General features: G+C 69.3%; 16 protein-coding genes and 1 riboswitch. Of the genes, 10 read left to right on the top strand and 6 right to left on the bottom strand.

Annotated elements, in window-relative coordinates; genetic code table 11:
* Positions 1-29 precede the first annotated feature (29 nt).
* From LVY72_RS15060 to mnhG, 6 genes are read left to right on the top strand one after another with little or no spacing between them, the layout of a single operon-like run.
* On the top strand, positions 30-3,020 hold the full coding sequence (locus tag LVY72_RS15060; RefSeq protein WP_237822312.1) for a Na+/H+ antiporter subunit A: 2,991 nt from the start codon (positions 30-32) through the stop codon (positions 3,018-3,020).
* Positions 3,017-3,487 carry a Na(+)/H(+) antiporter subunit C gene (locus LVY72_RS15055; RefSeq protein WP_237822310.1) on the top strand — a complete coding sequence of 157 codons (471 nt, stop codon included), beginning with the start codon at positions 3,017-3,019 and terminating at the stop codon, positions 3,485-3,487. Before LVY72_RS15060 ends, LVY72_RS15055 begins: the two co-directional genes overlap by 4 nt.
* Positions 3,484-5,112, top strand: coding sequence for a Na+/H+ antiporter subunit D (locus LVY72_RS15050; RefSeq protein WP_237822308.1), 1,629 nt, complete (start codon positions 3,484-3,486; stop codon positions 5,110-5,112). Before LVY72_RS15055 ends, LVY72_RS15050 begins: the two co-directional genes overlap by 4 nt.
* A complete protein-coding gene (locus tag LVY72_RS15045) occupies positions 5,109-5,708 on the top strand; it encodes a Na+/H+ antiporter subunit E (RefSeq protein WP_237822306.1) in 600 nt (199 codons plus the stop codon). Before LVY72_RS15050 ends, LVY72_RS15045 begins: the two co-directional genes overlap by 4 nt.
* The gene (locus LVY72_RS15040; RefSeq protein ID WP_237822304.1) at positions 5,705-5,989 is read left to right on the top strand and encodes an MrpF/PhaF family protein; all 285 of its coding nucleotides are present in this window, start codon (positions 5,705-5,707) and stop codon (positions 5,987-5,989) included. The genes LVY72_RS15045 and LVY72_RS15040 overlap by 4 nt, the downstream gene beginning before the upstream one ends.
* Positions 5,979-6,371 carry a monovalent cation/H(+) antiporter subunit G gene (gene mnhG, locus LVY72_RS15035; protein ID WP_237822302.1) on the top strand — a complete coding sequence of 131 codons (393 nt, stop codon included), beginning with the start codon at positions 5,979-5,981 and terminating at the stop codon, positions 6,369-6,371. Before LVY72_RS15040 ends, mnhG begins: the two co-directional genes overlap by 11 nt.
* Before the next feature lie 139 nt (positions 6,372-6,510).
* Here the strand turns inward: mnhG and LVY72_RS15030 are convergent, their stop codons facing one another.
* Positions 6,511-6,771 carry a DUF4235 domain-containing protein gene (locus LVY72_RS15030; protein ID WP_237822300.1) on the bottom strand — a complete coding sequence of 87 codons (261 nt, stop codon included), beginning with the start codon at positions 6,769-6,771 and terminating at the stop codon, positions 6,511-6,513.
* 122 nt (positions 6,772-6,893) lie between these two features.
* Positions 6,894-7,025: riboswitch (TPP riboswitch) on the top strand.
* 78 nt (positions 7,026-7,103) lie between these two features.
* On the opposite strand from LVY72_RS15030, the gene LVY72_RS15025 reads away from it, so the two are divergent.
* Genes LVY72_RS15025 through LVY72_RS15015 form a run of 3 tightly spaced genes read left to right on the top strand, consistent with a single transcriptional unit; the run spans position 7,104 to position 10,041 of the window.
* Positions 7,104-7,730, top strand: coding sequence for an ECF transporter S component (locus LVY72_RS15025; RefSeq protein ID WP_237822298.1), 627 nt, complete (start codon positions 7,104-7,106; stop codon positions 7,728-7,730).
* Entirely contained in the window at positions 7,730-9,250 is a 1,521-nt protein-coding gene (locus LVY72_RS15020; RefSeq protein WP_237822296.1) for an ABC transporter ATP-binding protein, read from the top strand. The genes LVY72_RS15025 and LVY72_RS15020 overlap by 1 nt, the downstream gene beginning before the upstream one ends.
* The gene (locus LVY72_RS15015) at positions 9,247-10,041 is read left to right on the top strand and encodes an energy-coupling factor transporter transmembrane component T family protein (RefSeq protein ID WP_237822294.1); all 795 of its coding nucleotides are present in this window, start codon (positions 9,247-9,249) and stop codon (positions 10,039-10,041) included. The genes LVY72_RS15020 and LVY72_RS15015 overlap by 4 nt, the downstream gene beginning before the upstream one ends.
* Before the next feature lie 2 nt (positions 10,042-10,043).
* On the opposite strand, the gene LVY72_RS15010 is transcribed toward LVY72_RS15015, so the two are convergent.
* The gene (locus LVY72_RS15010) at positions 10,044-10,913 is read right to left on the bottom strand and encodes an aminodeoxychorismate lyase (RefSeq protein WP_237822292.1); all 870 of its coding nucleotides are present in this window, start codon (positions 10,911-10,913) and stop codon (positions 10,044-10,046) included.
* A gap of 273 nt (positions 10,914-11,186) precedes the next feature.
* Between LVY72_RS15010 and cls the strand changes: the two genes are divergently transcribed.
* Positions 11,187-12,665 carry a cardiolipin synthase gene (gene cls, locus LVY72_RS15005; RefSeq protein WP_237822290.1) on the top strand — a complete coding sequence of 493 codons (1,479 nt, stop codon included), beginning with the start codon at positions 11,187-11,189 and terminating at the stop codon, positions 12,663-12,665.
* A gap of 31 nt (positions 12,666-12,696) precedes the next feature.
* On the opposite strand, the gene pabB is transcribed toward cls, so the two are convergent.
* The 4 genes from pabB to LVY72_RS14985 form a co-directional block, all read right to left on the bottom strand.
* The gene (gene pabB, locus LVY72_RS15000) at positions 12,697-14,811 is read right to left on the bottom strand and encodes an aminodeoxychorismate synthase component I (protein WP_237822288.1); all 2,115 of its coding nucleotides are present in this window, start codon (positions 14,809-14,811) and stop codon (positions 12,697-12,699) included.
* A complete protein-coding gene (locus LVY72_RS14995; RefSeq protein WP_237822285.1) occupies positions 14,798-15,298 on the bottom strand; it encodes a low molecular weight protein-tyrosine-phosphatase in 501 nt (166 codons plus the stop codon). Before LVY72_RS14995 ends, pabB begins: the two co-directional genes overlap by 14 nt.
* A gap of 14 nt (positions 15,299-15,312) precedes the next feature.
* Positions 15,313-15,933, bottom strand: a complete 621-nt coding sequence (locus LVY72_RS14990; protein ID WP_237822283.1) for a LysE family transporter — start codon at positions 15,931-15,933, stop codon at positions 15,313-15,315.
* A gap of 21 nt (positions 15,934-15,954) precedes the next feature.
* Positions 15,955-16,328 (bottom strand): type II toxin-antitoxin system VapC family toxin (locus LVY72_RS14985; RefSeq protein ID WP_237822281.1); only part of this gene is annotated, 374 nt, incomplete at its 5' end.

Below are 16,328 nucleotides of genomic sequence, written 5' to 3'. Positions count from 1 at the left end.
CAGGCCCAGAAAGTAGCTCCGGAGAGATCGTGCTCATTGTGCTCACCCTGCTCTTCGTGGTGGCCTTTGCAGCGCCTTTGATCTTCCGGAAACTGGGTCGTTCCACGTTCTACCTGCTGGCCGCGGTGCCGGCCGGCGGCCTGGTCTGGCTGCTGGCCACCTTCGGCCGCTACACCGTCGCGGACCAGCACGGCGTCGCCGGGCCGAATGCTCCGCCGTCGCAGGTGGTGGCCTGGATTCCCCAGCTGCAGCTGGAGCTGGCCTTCCGGATGGATGCGCTCTCGGCGGTGGTCTCGCTGCTGATCCTGGGCGTCGGCGCCCTGGTGCTGTTCTACTGCGCGCGCTATTTCAAGGCCGACGACGCCCATCTCGGTCCGTTCGGGGCGCAGTTGCTCGCCTTCGCCGCGGCCATGTTCGGGCTGGTCATCACCGATGACCTGCTCATGCTGTATGTCTTCTGGGAACTGACCACCATCCTGTCCTACCTGCTGATCGGCTTCGCCCGGCAGCGCCTGGCCGCGCGCCGTTCGGCCCTGATGGCCCTGATGGTCACGACGCTCGGCGGCCTGGCGATGCTGGTGGGCATGATCATGCTCGGCCAGACCGCCGGCACCTACCGGATCTCGGAACTGATCAACCGGGCTCCGGAGCTGCTGGCACACGGGACCGTGGTCAACATCGCCGTCGTGCTGATCCTGGTCGGGGCTATCAGCAAGTCCGCCCTGATCCCGTTCCACTTCTGGCTGCCGGCGGCCATGGCGGCCCCCACTCCGGTCAGCGCCTACCTGCACGCGGCGGCCATGGTCAAGGCCGGCATCTACCTGGTCGCTCGGTTCGCGCCGGGTTTTGCCGGCACCGGCTACTGGGACGCCGTCGTGACCGTGCTCGGCCTGCTGACCATGCTGGTGGGCGGGTGGCAGGCGCTGCGGCAGTTCGACCTGAAGCTGATCCTGGCCTACGGCACCGTCAGCCAGCTCGGCCTGCTGGTCCTGGTCACCGGCCTGGGCGACCGCGACGGTGCGGTGGCCGCGCTGGGCCTGCTGCTGGCGCACGGCCTGTTCAAGGCCACGCTGTTCCTGGTCGTGGGCATCATCGACCACCAGTCCGGCACCCGCGACATCCGCCAGCTCTCCGGCATCCACCGCGCTGCGCCGGCCCTGTTCGGCGTAGCGTTGGTGGGAGCCGCCTCCATGGCCGGCGTGCCGCCGCTGCTGGGCTTCGTGGCCAAGGAATCGGTGTATGAAGCGTTCTTCCAGCAGGCGCAGCATGGCGGCTGGGCGGACTGGCTGGTGCTGGCCGGCGTGGTGGCCGGGTCCATGCTCACGTTCGCGTACAGCGCCCGTTTTGTCTGGGGCGGCTTCGCAACCAAGCCCGACGCCGAGGCCACGGCATTCAAACCCGTATCGTATGCGTTCCTGGCGTCCCCTGCGGTACTGGCCGCGGCCACGGTCTGCTTCGGTCTCTGGCCGGCGCCGGTGGACGCCGCGGTGCAGCCGTACAGCTGGCTGTTCCCCGCCGACGGCGGCATCCACCTGGCGCTTTGGCACGGAGTGACGCCCGTGCTGGGCCTGGCCGCGCTCACGCTCGCCGTCGGCGCATTGCTCTTCCGGTACCGGCGGGAGGTGGCACGCTTCCAGGACAGCACCATCCGGGTCGTCGAAGCCGAACGGATCTACCGCGCCGTCGTGGGCGCGCTGGACGAGGCCGCCATCTGGGTCACCGGACGCACCCAGCGCGGTTCGCTGATCTTCTACCTGTTCGTGATCCTGACCGTCGCCATCGTCACCCCGGTCAGTGCGCTGCTGTTCATCGGTGCGCCCTGGCCGGATGACTGGGTGTGGTTCGACAGCCCGGTCCAGGCCATTGCCGGCGCGATCGTCATCGCCGGGGCACTGGCCGCCGTCCGGGCCAACAAGCGTTTCCTGGCCGTGCTGATGGTCTCCGTCACCGGCTACGGCCTTGCGCTGATCTTCGCCCTGCAGGGCGCCCCCGACCTGGCCCTGACCCAGATGCTGGTGGAGACCATCGTGCTGGTGGCCATTGTGCTGGCGCTGCGCTCGCTGCCGGCCCGGCTGTGGCTGAGGACCCCGGGACGCTACCGGCTGCTGCGCGCCGGGCTGGGGCTGGCCTTCGGCCTGGCCATGATGGGGCTCGCCGCAGTGGCCATGGCCTCCCGCACCGCTCCGCCGGTCTCGCTGGCATTCCCGGAACTCGCCTACGAGGGCGGCGGCGGAGCGAACATCGTCAACGTCACCCTGGTGGACCTGCGGGCCTGGGACACCTTCGGCGAGATCTCGGTGCTGGCGCTGGCCGCCACCGGCGTCGCCAGCCTGATCTTCGTCCGCGGCCGGGGGGACAAGCGGCCGCGGGCCGTCACCGTGGCCACCGGCTCGGTGGACCGGATGAGCGAACTGGACGAGCTGGGGCACCGCAGCGCCGCTGTGCTGACCGCACGGCGCTTTGCCACCGCCACCCGCGATGCCTGGCTGGTCGCCGGGCGCACGCTGGCGCCCGAGCGCCGCTCGATCATCCTCGAGGTGGTCACCCGGCTGCTGTTCCACTCAGTGATGGTCTTCTCCATCTACCTGCTGCTGGCCGGACACAACCTGCCCGGCGGTGGTTTCTCCGGCGGCCTGCTCGCCGGGCTCGCCCTGACCATCAGGTATTTGGCCGGCGGCCGTGTGGAACTGGCCGAGGCGACCCCGGTCAGCGCCGGCGTACTGCTGGCCGCTGGACTGGGCACCGCGTCGCTGACCGCGCTGGCGCCCCTGTTTTTCGGCGGAGAGGTCTTCCAGAGCGCGATCATCCATTTCAGCCTGCCGGTGTTCGGCGAGCACAAGTTCGTCACCTCGACGATTTTCGACATCGGCGTGTACCTGGTGGTGGTCGGGCTGGTGCTGGACGTGCTGCGCAGCTTCGGCTCCGAAGTGGACGAACGCAGCGAGAGCCGCCCACGGCACCCCGAGCATGGGGTCCCGCACGAGGCGCCGGAAGCGCTAGAGGAGGGGGTGGCCCGGTGACGGTGAACCTCACACTGCTGGTGGTGATGGGCGTGCTCTTCGCCGTCGGCGTCTACCTGATCCTGGAACGTAGCCTGACCCGGGTGATGCTTGGGCTGATCCTGATCACCAACGGCGCCAACGTCCTGATCCTGAGTACCGGCGGAGCCGCGGGGCTGGCCCCGCTGTTCGGCAAGGATATTCCGCCCGATGCCTACAACGATCCGTTGCCCCAGGCCCTGATCCTGACCTCCATCGTCATCTCGTTCGCCGTCACGGCATTCCTGCTCGGGATCATCTACCGGTCCTGGATACTGGGCCGGCAGGACGAGGTCCAGGACGACATCGAGGACCGCCGCGTGGCCAACCAGCCCAGCTTCGACGCCGAGGACGACGCCGAAATGCCCGCCGAAACCACCGAATTCATCAAGGCCGAGGCCGAAGAGTCACCCGGCACGCCGACGGCCCGGGCGAAGGGGGAGGAATGAACGCAGCCTCAGTGGCCCCCCTCGCCGTCGTCCTGCCGATCCTCGGCGCGGCGCTGGCCTTCCTGTTCATCCGGCAGCCGAAGCTCCAGCGGACGGTGACCATTTCCACGCTCACGCTCACGCTGTGCCTGGAAGCCTTCCTGCTGTATTCGGCCTGGACCTCAGGAGTGCAGGCGGTCACCCTCGGCGGCTGGCCGCCGCCGTTCGGCATCAGCATGGTGGTGGACGAGTTCTCCTCGCTGATGCTGGTGGTTTCCACCACCGTCAGCCTGGCGGTGCTGATCTACGCGGCCGGGCAGGGCATGGCCGGCGGGGACGAGGACGGGCCGGTCTCGATCTTCCATCCCACGTACATGATCCTGGTCGCCGGGGTGTCCAACGCCTTCCTGACCGGGGACCTGTTCAACCTCTACGTGGGCTTCGAAATCCTGCTTACCGCCAGCTATGTGCTGATGACCCTGGGCGGGACCGGGCCGCGGGTGCGCGCCGGCATCACCTACGTGGTGGTCAGCGTGATTTCCTCGATGCTGTTCCTGGTCTCCATCGCGATGATCTATGCCGCCACCGGCACGATCAACATGGCGGACCTGGCCCTGCGGCTCGATGCGCTGGATCCGGGCACCAACATGATGCTTCACCTGATGCTGGTGGTGGCCTTCGGGATCAAGGCTGCCATGTTCCCGCTCTCCTTCTGGCTGCCGGACTCCTATCCGACCGCACCGGCCCCGGTCACCGCGGTGTTCGCCGGCCTGCTGACCAAGGTGGGGGTGTACGCGCTGGTGCGTACCGAGACGCTGCTGTTCCCGGGGGACAGGATCAACACCTTCCTGATGATCACGGCCCTGCTGACCATGATCGTGGGCATCCTGGGCGCGATCGCCCAGATCGACATCAAGCGCATGCTCTCGTTCACTCTGGTCAGCCACATCGGGTACATGGTCTTCGGCCTGGCCCTGTCCTCGCGGCTGGGCCTGGCCTCCACCGTCTACTACGTGGCGCACCACATCACCGTGCAGACCAGCCTGTTCCTGGTCGCGGGGCTGATAGACCGGCGCGGCGGAACCACCAACATGGACCGCCTCGGCGGCCTGGCCAGGCTGTCGCCCCTGCTGGCGGTGCTCTTCTTTGTGCCGGCGATGAACCTGGCCGGCATCCCGCCGTTCTCCGGCTTCCTGGGCAAGCTCGGGCTGCTCCAGGCCGGCGTGGACCTGGGCACGCCGGTGGCCTACGTGCTGGTGGCCGGCGGCGTCATTACCTCGCTGCTGACGCTGCTGGCGATGGCGCGGGTGTGGAACCGGGCCTTCTGGCGCACCCCGGAGGACGCCGAGCATCCCGATCCGGTTCTGGTGGCGACGACGCCGGACGGTTCCATGCTGCGTACCTCCCGGCTGGTCGCGGACCAGCCCATGGGGCGCTTCTCCGGCAAGAGTGTCATGGACCTGCTGCCGCGGACCATGGTCGGTTCGACCCTGGCACTGGTGCTCGTGGGAGTCGCGCTGACGGTCTTCGCCGGGCCGCTGTTCCAGCTCAGCGACCAGGCCGCCGCGAGCATGCTCGAGCGCACGCCCTATATCGACGCGGTGCTCGGCCCCGGTGCCGGGGCCGGCGGGGAGAATGCACCATGAGCCGGGTATCAAAGCGGCCCCGGATTCCGTTCCTCACCGAGCTGCCCCTGCTCATCTGGCTGGTGCTGCTCTGGGGCACCCTCTGGCAGGACTTCAGCGCCGGCAACCTGCTGTTCGGCGCCATCATCTCGGTGGTCGTGGTCAACCTCTTCTATCTGCCGCCGGTCGAACTGGGCGGGCGGCTGAACCTGGCTGCCGGCGCCCTGTTCGCAGCCAAGTTCGTCTATCACGTGGCAGTGGCCAGCTTCCAGGTACTGTGGCTGGCCGTGGCCACCGGGCCCCGGATCCGCAATGCCGTGCTGGCGGTGAAGCTGCGCACCCACTCGGACCTGATCCTCACGGCCACCGGACATGCGATTTCCCTGATCCCGGGCAGCCTGGTAGTGGATGTGGACCGCTCCTGCTCGACCCTCTACCTGCACTGCCTGAACATTAACGGGCCGCAGGACGCGCAGGCCTTCCGCGCCCAGGTGCTGCGGATCGAGGCGGACCTGATCCGGGTCTGCGGCAACCGGGAGGAACTGGCATTGGTGCGGGCGGAGAACCACGGACAGGAAGACCGCCTGACGGCGCGCGGGGGAGGAGGACAGCCATGAGCGCAGGAATCATGATGGTGGTCCTGGTGGCCGTCGCCGCCCTGCTGACCCTCTCGGCGGCGGCGGCCATTGCCCGCACCATCAAGGGACCCTCCCTGCTGGACCGGGTCCTGGCCGTGGACGTGCTGCTCTCCGTGGTCTCCGCAGCGCTGATCGTGGACATGGCGGTGCACCGGCACCAGAACAACCTGATCCTGGTGGTCGTCATCTGCCTGGTCGGGTTCATCGGTTCGGTGACCGTGGCCCGGTTCGTGATCGACAGGCGGCCCCATGAACACTGACCTGATCCTGGATATCGCCTCCGGCATCTGCCTGATCCTCGGTGCCGTGATGTCGCTGGCGGCGGCGATCGGCCTGATCCGGTTCCCGGACCTGCTCTCGCGCATGCACGCGGCCACCAAACCGCAGGTGTTCGGCCTGCTGCTGCTGCTCACCGGCCTGGGGCTGCAGCTGCGCAGCTGGGCCATGGTGCCGGTCCTGCTGCTGGCCTGGCTCTTCCAGCTGCTCACGGTGCCGGTGTCCGCGCACATGGTCGGCAGGTCCGGCTACCGCACCAAGCACCTGCGCAAGGAAACCCTCACCGAGGACGATCTTGACGCCGTCGTGCAGAAAGCCGCGGCCGACGAGGCGCTGCGCAGCGAAGAAGCCCCGGACCGGCAGTAGCCGGCGCCCGGGGCAGCGCCCCTACGGTGGGGCGCGGGGGCCCCGCTGTGGCGGCGAAGCCGACCGGTCCGGGCCTACCCACCGCTCGCTTCGCTCGCGGCGGGACCCGCGGCCCGAACCTTGCGGGAGCGCCCCAACGTCAGACTATGTCGCGGGTCTTGGAGAACCTGGCAATCGCGTGCTGCGTGCCGCGCTGGGACAGCACCCGGATAATGGCGCTCACCGCCCCGGACACGACCGCGAAGACCAGCACCGAGCGCAGGCTGTTCTCCATATCGTCGTCCTTCTTGGGCGAATCCTTGCCCGTGGCCCGCTTCCACACCACGTCGAGGAGCTTGCTGGCGAGCAGGCCGGCACCGATGCTCACCCCGGTCCCCAAGGCTTTCAAGACAAAATTCACTGCAACTCCCGTTCCTCGGCGTCGGTCACATCCGGAACCAGCCTAGCGCCTCACCCGTGCCGGTGGGGGCCGGCACGATTGCGCAGCGCAAACAGGGTAAACTGGGACTCGCTGACAACAGCACACAACGACAGGGGAGCGTCCGTTCCCGCGGCCACCGGCCGCAGCGAGCGGGACGCTGAGAGTGCGGCCCACCGCAGACCCTCGAACCTGCTCCGGCTAGTACCGGCGAAGGGAGTCGAGTTCTCAGAGTGCTCCGGTCTGCTTCAGGCGGTCGACCGCAGGCAGCAGACCGGCAAGCACTTTCCCCTCCTGTACCTCAGGAGGACACAATGACTGGAATTTCCACCAAGGCGGCCGGAACCAACCGCAGTTGGCGCGTCGTCGACATCGTGGTCGCGGCACTGATCGCCGTTGCCGGCGGCGTCATCTTCTGGGCCTGGTCCCAGGGCGCCAACCTCGTTTCCGCACCGCTCAATGCCCTGTACCCGCCGCTCACCGGCCTCTACGCCGGCGGCTGGATGATCCCGGCCGTGCTGGGCATGCTCATTATCCGCAAGCCGGGCGCCGCGCTCTTCTGCGAAACCGTGGCCGCCACCGGGGAACTGATCATGGGGTCCCAGTACGGCACCACGGTGCTGATCTCCGGCATGCTGCAGGGCCTGGGCGCGGAACTCGTGTTCGCGGCCCTGCTCTACCGCAAGTTCAACCTGCCCGCCTCGCTGCTGGCCGGTGCCGGCGCGGGGCTGTTCTGCGGCCTGAACGACTCCTTCGCGCCGTGGGGGTGGAACATCGCCTACGAGGCCGGGGACAAGCTCGCCTACATCAGCTTCACCACCGTCTCCGGCGCCGTCATCGCAGGCGCGCTGTCCTGGCTCGCCACCCGCGGCCTGGCCCGGACCGGCGCACTGGCCGCCTTCGCTTCGCGCAAAGCGGCCACCGAGCCCGTCTTCTCCTGATGTCAGCCGAGACTGCCGGCCGGCCGGCGGCCGTATCCGCACGCGGGTGGGGCTGGCGGCACGCGGGCCGGGCCGTCCCCGCCGTCCACGGCCTCGACCTGGAGATCCAGGCGGGCGAGCGGGTGCTGCTGCTGGGCGCCTCGGGCGCCGGCAAATCGACACTGCTGCACGCCCTCGCGGGGGTGCTGGGCGATGACGACGACGGCGCCGACGAGAGCGGTTCGCTGCTGCTCGACGGCGCGGCCCCCCGCGGACAACGCGGACGGGCCGGCCTGATGCAGCAGGATCCGGAAACGCAGGTGATCCTCTCCCGGCTAGGCGACGATGCCGCGTTCGGCGCCGAAAACCTCGCCGTGCCGCGGCCGGAGATCTGGCGCCGCGTGCACGAGGCGCTCGAGGACGTCGGGCTCGCCGGCTTCCCGCTGGACCACCCGACGTCGGCGCTCTCCGGCGGGCAGAAGCAGCGCCTGGCGCTGGCCGGGATCCTGGCCATGCGGCCCGGGCTGGTCCTGCTGGACGAACCGACGGCCAACCTGGATCCGGCCGGCGTGCTGGAGGTCCGCGACGCCGTCGGCCGCAGCCTGGACAAGACCGGTGCCACCCTGATCGTGGTGGAGCACCGGGTGGCCGTCTGGAAGGACCTGGTGGACCGCATCGTGGTGCTGCAGCCCGGGGCCGCGCCGTCCGGGGCGCAGCAACCGGCAGTGCTCCTGGACGGCCCGCCGGACCAGGTCCTGGCCCAGGCCGGCCGGATGCTGGCCGCCGCCGGGGTATGGGTGCCCGGCCAGGTGCCCGACACCCGGGCCCGCCGCAATGCCGGCACCGGCCAGCTGCTGCTGGCGGCCGAGGACCTGTCGGTATCCCGCGAACGGCCGCGCCGGCGCGGCCAGCGGATTCCGCCGGTCCAGGCGGGCATCTCCGCCGAGGTCCGGGCCGGGCAGGCACTGACCGTCACCGGCCCCAACGGCGCCGGGAAGTCGACCTTCGCGCTGACCCTGGCCGGGCTGCTGGCCCCGGCTGGAGGCAAGGTGGTTGCCGCCGAGGCGCTCGCTGCCGGTGCCGGACCCGATCCGTTCCGGTGGAAGGCGAAGCACCTGATTTCGCGCATCGGCACCGTCTTCCAGGAACCGGAGCACCAGTTTGTGACCGGCCGGGTCCTGGACGAGTTGATGGTCGGCCCGCGGCAGCTGGGCCGCGGCGGGCAGGTCGTGGACGAGTTGCTTCAGCGCCTGCGCCTGGACCATCTGGCCGAGGCCAATCCGTACACCTTGTCCGGCGGCGAAAAGCGGCGGCTGTCCGTGGCCACCGTCCTGGCTGCGCATCCCCGGGTGCTCGTGCTGGACGAGCCCACTTTCGGCCAGGACGCCTGTACCTGGGCCGAGCTGGCGTCCTTCCTCGCCGAACTGCTCGACGCCGGAACGGCCGTGGTCTCGGTCACCCACGACGAGGAATTCAGCGCGCTGCTGGGCGGCGCCGCGCTCCGGCTGGGATCCGCCCGGCTTCAGGCCGGTGCCGCATGAGGCAAGCCCTGACCCTGCACGGCAACACCGCGCTCCTGACCCGGGCCAACCCGCTGGCGAAGTTCGCCGCCGTCGTGTCCATCACGGCGGTGCTGGCGCTGTCCATTGACTGGGTGTCGGCGACGACGGCGCTGCTGGGCGAGTTCGCCCTCTTTGGACTCGCCGGCCTGACCCTGCGCCTGCTCTGGCAGCGCGGCTGGCCGCTGATCCTCGCCGCCGCCCTCGGCGGCTGGAGCACCACCATCCTCGCGGCGGACAGCGGCCGGACCCTGCTCGATACCGGCATCTGGTCGATCAGCGAAGGCTCCCTTGAGCTGGGGCTCGGTTTTATGCTGCGCGGCCTGGCGATCGCGCTGCCGGCCATCCTGCTGATGAGCTGTACCGATCCCACCGACCTGGCCGACGCGCTGGCCCAGAAGGCCCGGCTGCCGCACCGTTTCGTCCTGGGCACGCTGGCTGCGATGCGGCTGGTCGGGCTCATGGCGGAGGAATGGCAGACCATCGGGATGGCCCGGCGCGCCCGCGGCATCGGCTCGCACGGCAGCCCGCTGCAGCGGCTGCGCGCGACCCTCGGCCAGAGCTTCGGACTGCTGGTCCAGGCCGTCCGGCGGGCTTCCCGGCTCGCGGTCACGATGGAGGCGCGCGGCTTCGGCGGCGCACAGCGCAGCTGGGCCCGGGAATCCACCTTCAGCCGGATGGATCTTTGGGTGGTGCTGGGCGGGATGCTGATCGCGGCGGCGTCCCTGGCTGCGGCCGTCGCGGCCGGGACTTGGAACCTTGTTTTCGCCTGACGCTATTCCCTGCTGCCCTTGACCAGCAGGGTGGTCAGTTCCTCGGTCAGGTCGCGCGCGACCGGGATCTGACGGCCATCGATGCTGCGCACCGGGGCCAGCAGCCGGATGCTGGACACCAGCCAGACGGCGTCGGCGTCGAACAGATCCTGCGGTACCAGCGGCCCGTAGCCCAGCTGCCAGCCGGCCGCGGCGGCGGTCTTGAAAAGCGCGCCCTGGGAGGTGCCTGGCAGGATCCCGCTCTCCAGCAGAGGCGTGGTCAGGGTCCGCACGCCGTTCCGGACCGTCGCGATCAGCACCGTGGAGGTAGGACCCTCCAGCACGCGCCCGTCGGTGGAGGTGAAAATAACGTCGTCGGCGCCGTGCTTCCTGGCATAGCGCAGGGCCGCCATATTCACTGCGTAGGACAGCGTTTTGGCGCCCAGCAGCAGCCATGGCGCCCGCTCGGCCACCGAGCTGTCATAGCCACGGTCCAACAGCAGCACGTCGATGCCCGATTCGCGCTGTTCCTTCCCGGACGTCCCGGGCCTGCTGGCCTGGACCCAGGCGGTGGGCAGCTCCCCTTCGATACCGCGGGTCACCAGCAGCTTGACTACCAGCTCCTCGGCCGGCGGGTGCTCGGCGATGGCGGTGGCGATCGCCCGTTCCCAGGCGGCGGCCGGCGGGATGACCAGGTCCATGGTCTCGGCGGAGGAGGCCAACCGGTCCAGGTGCGCGGACAGTTTCCGCGGCGTTCCGTCGACGGCCAGCATGGATTCGAAGATACCGTCCCCACGCGTCACCCCTTGGTCCGTGGCCATCAGCGAGGGCTTGGACGCGTCGGCCACGCGGCCGTCGGCATAGGCGGGATCGAGGAACACCAGGACTGTCATGGTTCCCAGCCTAGCCGCCGAGGGCCCCGCCGCGAGCGAAGCGAGGGGTGGGAGGCGGGTAGGCGGTAGCGTTCGCCGCCTGCCCCGCGCGCTTCGCACACGGGGACCCCTGGCGGCTCTCTTGCCGAGGGCCCGAACCGGGCTTGCAGCGGCAGGGGAGCCGCGAAGCGTCAGCCCCCTTTCATTGGTGGCTAACGCTTAGTCCGCAGGAGACGACAGATTAGGCTAGGGGGACGACGCCGGCTGCCGGCGGGATGGGGGGACTTACCGGAAGTGTTGTGGCCGTTGACGGGGCTCGGGACTTTCCCCAACTGGGTGTTGGCCATCCTCACCGTGCTCGATACCGTGATCCGCATCGCTGCCCTCGGCATCGTGCCCGGCAACCGCCGTCCCACCACCGCCATGGCCTGGCTGCTGGCTATCTTCCTCATTCCGCTGGTGGGTCTGCCGCTGTTCCTGATGTTCGGCAGTTTCCGGCTCTCCGGGCGCCGGTTCCGCCAGCAGGCCGAGGTCAACCAGGAGGTCGTGGAGGCGACGCAGAGCCTGACGGAACCGCGCAGCGAAAGGGAGGCGCCCGTGTGGGTGCATTCGGCTGCCGAACTGAACCGCACCTTGGGCGCGTTTCCGATGCTGGACGGCAACACCGTGCAGTTGCTGCCGGGCTATACCGAGTCGATCAAGGCGATGACGGAGGCCGTCCGCGGGGCGAGGGAATACGTCAACGTCGAGTTCTACATCATGGCGAAGGACGAAGTCACCGGCGAGCTCTTCGAGGCGCTGCAGGAGGCCGCCGGCCGCGGGGTCGCGGTGCGCCTGCTGTTCGACCACATCGGGACCCTGCGGGTGGCCGGCTACCGCAAGTTCCTGCGCTGGCTGGGCGCCAGCGGCATCCAGTGGCACCGGATGCTGCCCATCATGCCGTTCCGCGGCCAATGGCGGCGGGTCGACCTGCGCAACCACCGCAAGATCCTCGTGGTGGATGGGCACGTGGCCTTTACCGGCTCGCAGAACCTGATCGAGCCCGGCTACCTGCGTCCTTCCAGCCGCCGTTCGGGCCGCGAATGGGTGGAGCTGATGGCCCGGCTGGAGGGTCCCATCGTCACCGCCTTGAACGTCGTCTTCGCCACCGACTGGTATACCGAGACGGACGAACTGCTCAAACAGGAGCTGTTCACCCCGGCGACGGTGACCGAGACCGGGCCGATGACCTGCCAGGTGGTTCCCAGCGGGCCCGGCTTCCAGGCGGAGAACAATCTGCGCCTGTTCAACACGCTCATCTACGCGGCGGTGGAGCGGCTGTCCATCTGCAGCCCGTACTTCGTGCCGGACGACTCGCTGCTGTACGCCATTACGACGGCGGCGCAGCGCGGCGTCGATGTGGAACTGTTCGTCTCCGAGCAGGGAGACCAGTTCCTGGTCCATCATGCGCAGCGCTCCTACTACCAGGCCCTGCTGCAGGCGGGGGTGCGGATCTACCTGTATCCAAAGCCGATGGTGCTGCACGCTAAGTTCTTTACCGTCGACAACACGGCAGCGGTGCTGGGTTCGAGCAATATGGACATGCGCTCGTTCTCGCTGAACCTGGAGGTGTCCCTGATGATGCTCGGCGACGACATCGTCCCGAAGCTGCTGGCGGTGGCGGACACGTACCGCAAGGTTTCACGTGAACTGACGCTGGACGAATGGGTGCAGCGGCCGCGCGCGGAACGTTACGTCGACAACGTCTGCCGACTCACCGCGACGCTGCAGTAGCGGAGCCGGACGTCTGCGTCCGGCTCCGGGATCAGTCCGGGAACCCGGCGCCCAGGGCCGAGAGCACCCCGAAGGCCTTGGCCCGGACCTCGTCCCATTCATCCTCCGGGACCGAGTCCGAGGTGATGGCACCGCCGACGCCGAGGCTGAGCCGGTCCCCGTCCATGACCAGGGTGCGGATGACTACCGACAGGTCCGCGGCCCCATTGGGCGAGAAGTAGCCGATCGCGCCGGAGTAGACCCCGCGCGGGCCGGTTTCCAGGTCGTCCAGGATGTCCATGGTGCTGATCTTCGGTGCCCCGGTCATGGAGCCGGCGGGAAAGGCCGCCAGCACGGCCTCGGCGCGCACCGCGTCCGGGGTCAGTTGTGCGTCGATGGTGGAGACCATCTGGTGCACCGTGGCATAGCTCTCCACGGCGCAGAGCCGGCTGACCCGCAGCGATCCCGGGACGGCGAAATGGCTCAGGTCGTTGCGCAGCAGGTCCACGATCATGATGTTCTCGGCGCGGTCCTTGCGGCTGGACAGCAGGTCCGCGCGCAGGGCTTCGTCCGCGGCTGCGTCCGGCCCCCGCCGCCGGGTGCCTTTGATCGGTTCGGCCCGCAGCGCGCCACCGGCCGTGATCCGCAGGAACCGCTCGGGCGAGGTGCTGGCCACCGATAGGCCGCCCAGCCGCAGGAAGCTGGCGAAAGGCGCGGGATTGCTGCGGCGAAGCGCGGCATAGACCTGCAGCGCATCCAGCGGCTCCGGGACGCGGGCCTCGAGCTGCGTGGTCAGGCAGATCTCGTACGAGTTGCCCTCGCGGATCTGGTCCTGGGCCGTGCGGATCTTGGCCAGGTACTCCGACCGGCTGTCACGGACGGTGAACCGCAGCCCGGCCGCGGCGCCGTCCTGCGCGGTAGAGCCGCTGCCCGCAGCGGCTCTGTCCTCCGCGGCGCCGTCTTTCGCGGTGACCGCGGAGGGGGACCCGGCGGTCTCGACGGCAGCCCGGGCCGTGGCCAGCCAGTCCCGGACCTCGTCTCCGCTGGCACCGTCCGCGTCCTGCAGCGCCAGCAGCCAGGTGCAGCGCCCGACGTGGTCAAGCAGCACCGCGCGGCCGGCGAAGATCATCGCGGCATCGGGCACCTGTGACGGAACGTCCCGCCCGCCGGCCTCGCGCTTCAGCTCGTAGCCGAGATAGCCGATCCAGCCGAGGGCGAATTCTCCGGGAACCTGGGCGGGCAGGCCGGGCCCGGCCGCCCAGGCCGATTCCAGCCAGCGGAAGAACGGGCCCCGGATCCTGCTGGTGAGGGTCCCGGCGGTGACGGTCGTGGTGCCGGAGCGGTGCTCGGCGTAGCGCCCGAAGCCGCCGGTGTCGTCGGCCAGGATGCTCAGGGCGCCGCGGACCTGTGCCTGCGGATTCTCCGGGACATCCGGAGCGTCGGGAACGGCCGCGTCGGAACTGTCCAGCCATACCGCGCGCCCGGACTGTCCGTAGAGCAGCCCGAACAGGCTCGCGGCGTCGGGATAGGCGTCCAGGCGCTGGGCGGTGATCCGGCTGTGCCGCAGTCTGTCGAGGCCCGCCAATTCGGGGGCCAGCAGCGGCTCCAGATGCGGCAGTCCGGCCAGTGCACGCAGCACCTGGGCCGGGGTGCCGTCCCCGCCCGGACCGTGGACGACGATGTCGGCCTGGCCGGCGACGTCGTCCACGGCCAGCCAGGCCTCCTCCTGGGCCGCCCACATGTCCCAATACGGCTCGTAGCCGGAGCCGTCGCGCGCAAGCGCCCGGCTGCGGCGCACGTCTGCGCCGGCCTCGATCCAGACCGTGGCATCGATGAGGTCCCGGGTGGCGGCATGGGCGGCACCGACACCCTCGACCACTACGACGTCCGCGGGCTGGGTGGTCCGGACCGGCCCGTCCGTGTGCCGCGGCCAGTCCCAGGCGGTCCATGCCGCGGGCCGGCCCGCGGCCAACGGCTCGAGCACCATCCGGCGGTAGCGCTGCTGCCCGGCGGCAAGCCCCTCCCAGCCGGGGTAGATGTCCTCCAGATGGAACAGTGCCACGCTCCGGTGGACCCGCAGCAGCGCGGCCAGTTCCACGGCCAGTGTGGTCTTTCCGGCGCCGGACCTGCCGTCCACGGCGATAATGAACGGTTTACCGCTGGCCATCGAGGGCATTCCTGACATAGTCCACAATCCCCGGGACCGCCTGCTGGATCATGTCCCAGCAGGCGTCGAAATCGGCGTCGCCGCCGAACCATGGGTCGTAGATGCCCTGTTCCTCCGGGTCGCGTCCGGCAAGGTCCGGATCGAAGGAACGGAACATCCTGACCTTTCGCCGGGCGGCCGCGTCGGGGGCGGTACGCTGGAGCTCGTCGTAGTGGTCCACATCGAGGGTGAGGATCAGGTCGCGCTCCTGGAACCACAGTTGCTCGAACTGCCGGGCCCGGTGGGCCTGGCTGGCCAGCCCGGCCAGGGCCAGCCGCCGGGCCGCGCGCGGATCGATCGGCCGGCCCGCTTCCCAGTCCGAAATGCCTGCCGAGTCCACCGCCACCTTGTCCATGAGACCAGCCTCCGTGATGGCCTGCGTAAGCATGAATTCGGCCATGGGGGAGCGGCAGATGTTCCCGGTGCAAACGGTGATGATGCGGTACATAACCTTGAGTCTAGTTAGGCCAGCGCGAGCAGCAGTCCCACGCCGATGAACAAGACACCGAAGGTCCGGTTCATGGCGGTCAGGCCGCGCACGGTGCCGGTGAAGCGTTGGAAGGACCGGGCCGCCGCCGCGAAGAAGAACCACATGACCAGGATGTCGACGGCCACCACGGTGGCGATCACAACCAGGTACTGCGGCAGCTGCGGGGCATCCAGCCGGATGAAGCCGGGGATGAACGCCAGGAAGAACACGATCGCCTTGGGATTGAGCAGGTTGACCCAGAGCCCGCGCCGGAACATCGACAATGCCGGTTCGTCGCGCCGCGCCTCGGCCACGGCCGCCGAGCCATGCGGCTTGGCGAAGAACTGCCGCAGGCCCAGGTAGATCAGGTAAGCCGCGCCGGCATACTTGATCGCGGCAAACAGCGTGGGCGAGTTCGACACGAGCAGGCCCAGGCCCAGGGCCACGATCGCCACGTGGATGACCAGGGCGGCCTGCTGGCCCAGGATGCCCCACAGGGACCGGCGGAACCCGGCATGGAGCGCATTGCTCATGGTGTTGATGGCGCCCGCGCCCGGGGTGAAGCTGATGATGGTGGACGCGCCAAGGAGCGCCAGCCAGAGGGAAAACTGCACCAGCTGATCCTACGGGCCCGCTCACCAGACCGTAGCCAGCGGCTCGAACGCGTGCAGTGCCTCGTTCGCGGTGATCACCGCCAGCCCCTCGACGATGGCCTGTGCCGCGATCATCCTGTCGAACGGATCGCGGTGCGGCCAGTCCAGCCGGGCCGCTTCGAGAGCATGCACGCCGGTGAGCGGGATCTCCTCGCTGACCAGCTCCAGCACGTGCCGTCGGTAGCCGACGAACAGCGCCTCAATGCCCGGCAGCTGGCCCAGCTGGTGCTTGTAGGACAGCTCGAAAGCGGTGACGGCCGAAACGCGCAGAACATTCTCCGGCTTCCTGATGATGCTCTTGGCCTTCGCCGAAAGCTTTTTTGGTTCGAAAAGGGACCACAGCAGTACGTGGCTGT

The sequence above is a fragment of the Arthrobacter hankyongi genome (genome assembly GCF_022012395.1).
GTDB lineage: Bacteria > Actinomycetota > Actinomycetes > Actinomycetales > Micrococcaceae > Crystallibacter > Crystallibacter hankyongi.
The sequence above is the reverse complement of the archived record's forward strand: the minus strand, read 5'-3'. Positions and strand labels throughout refer to the sequence as shown.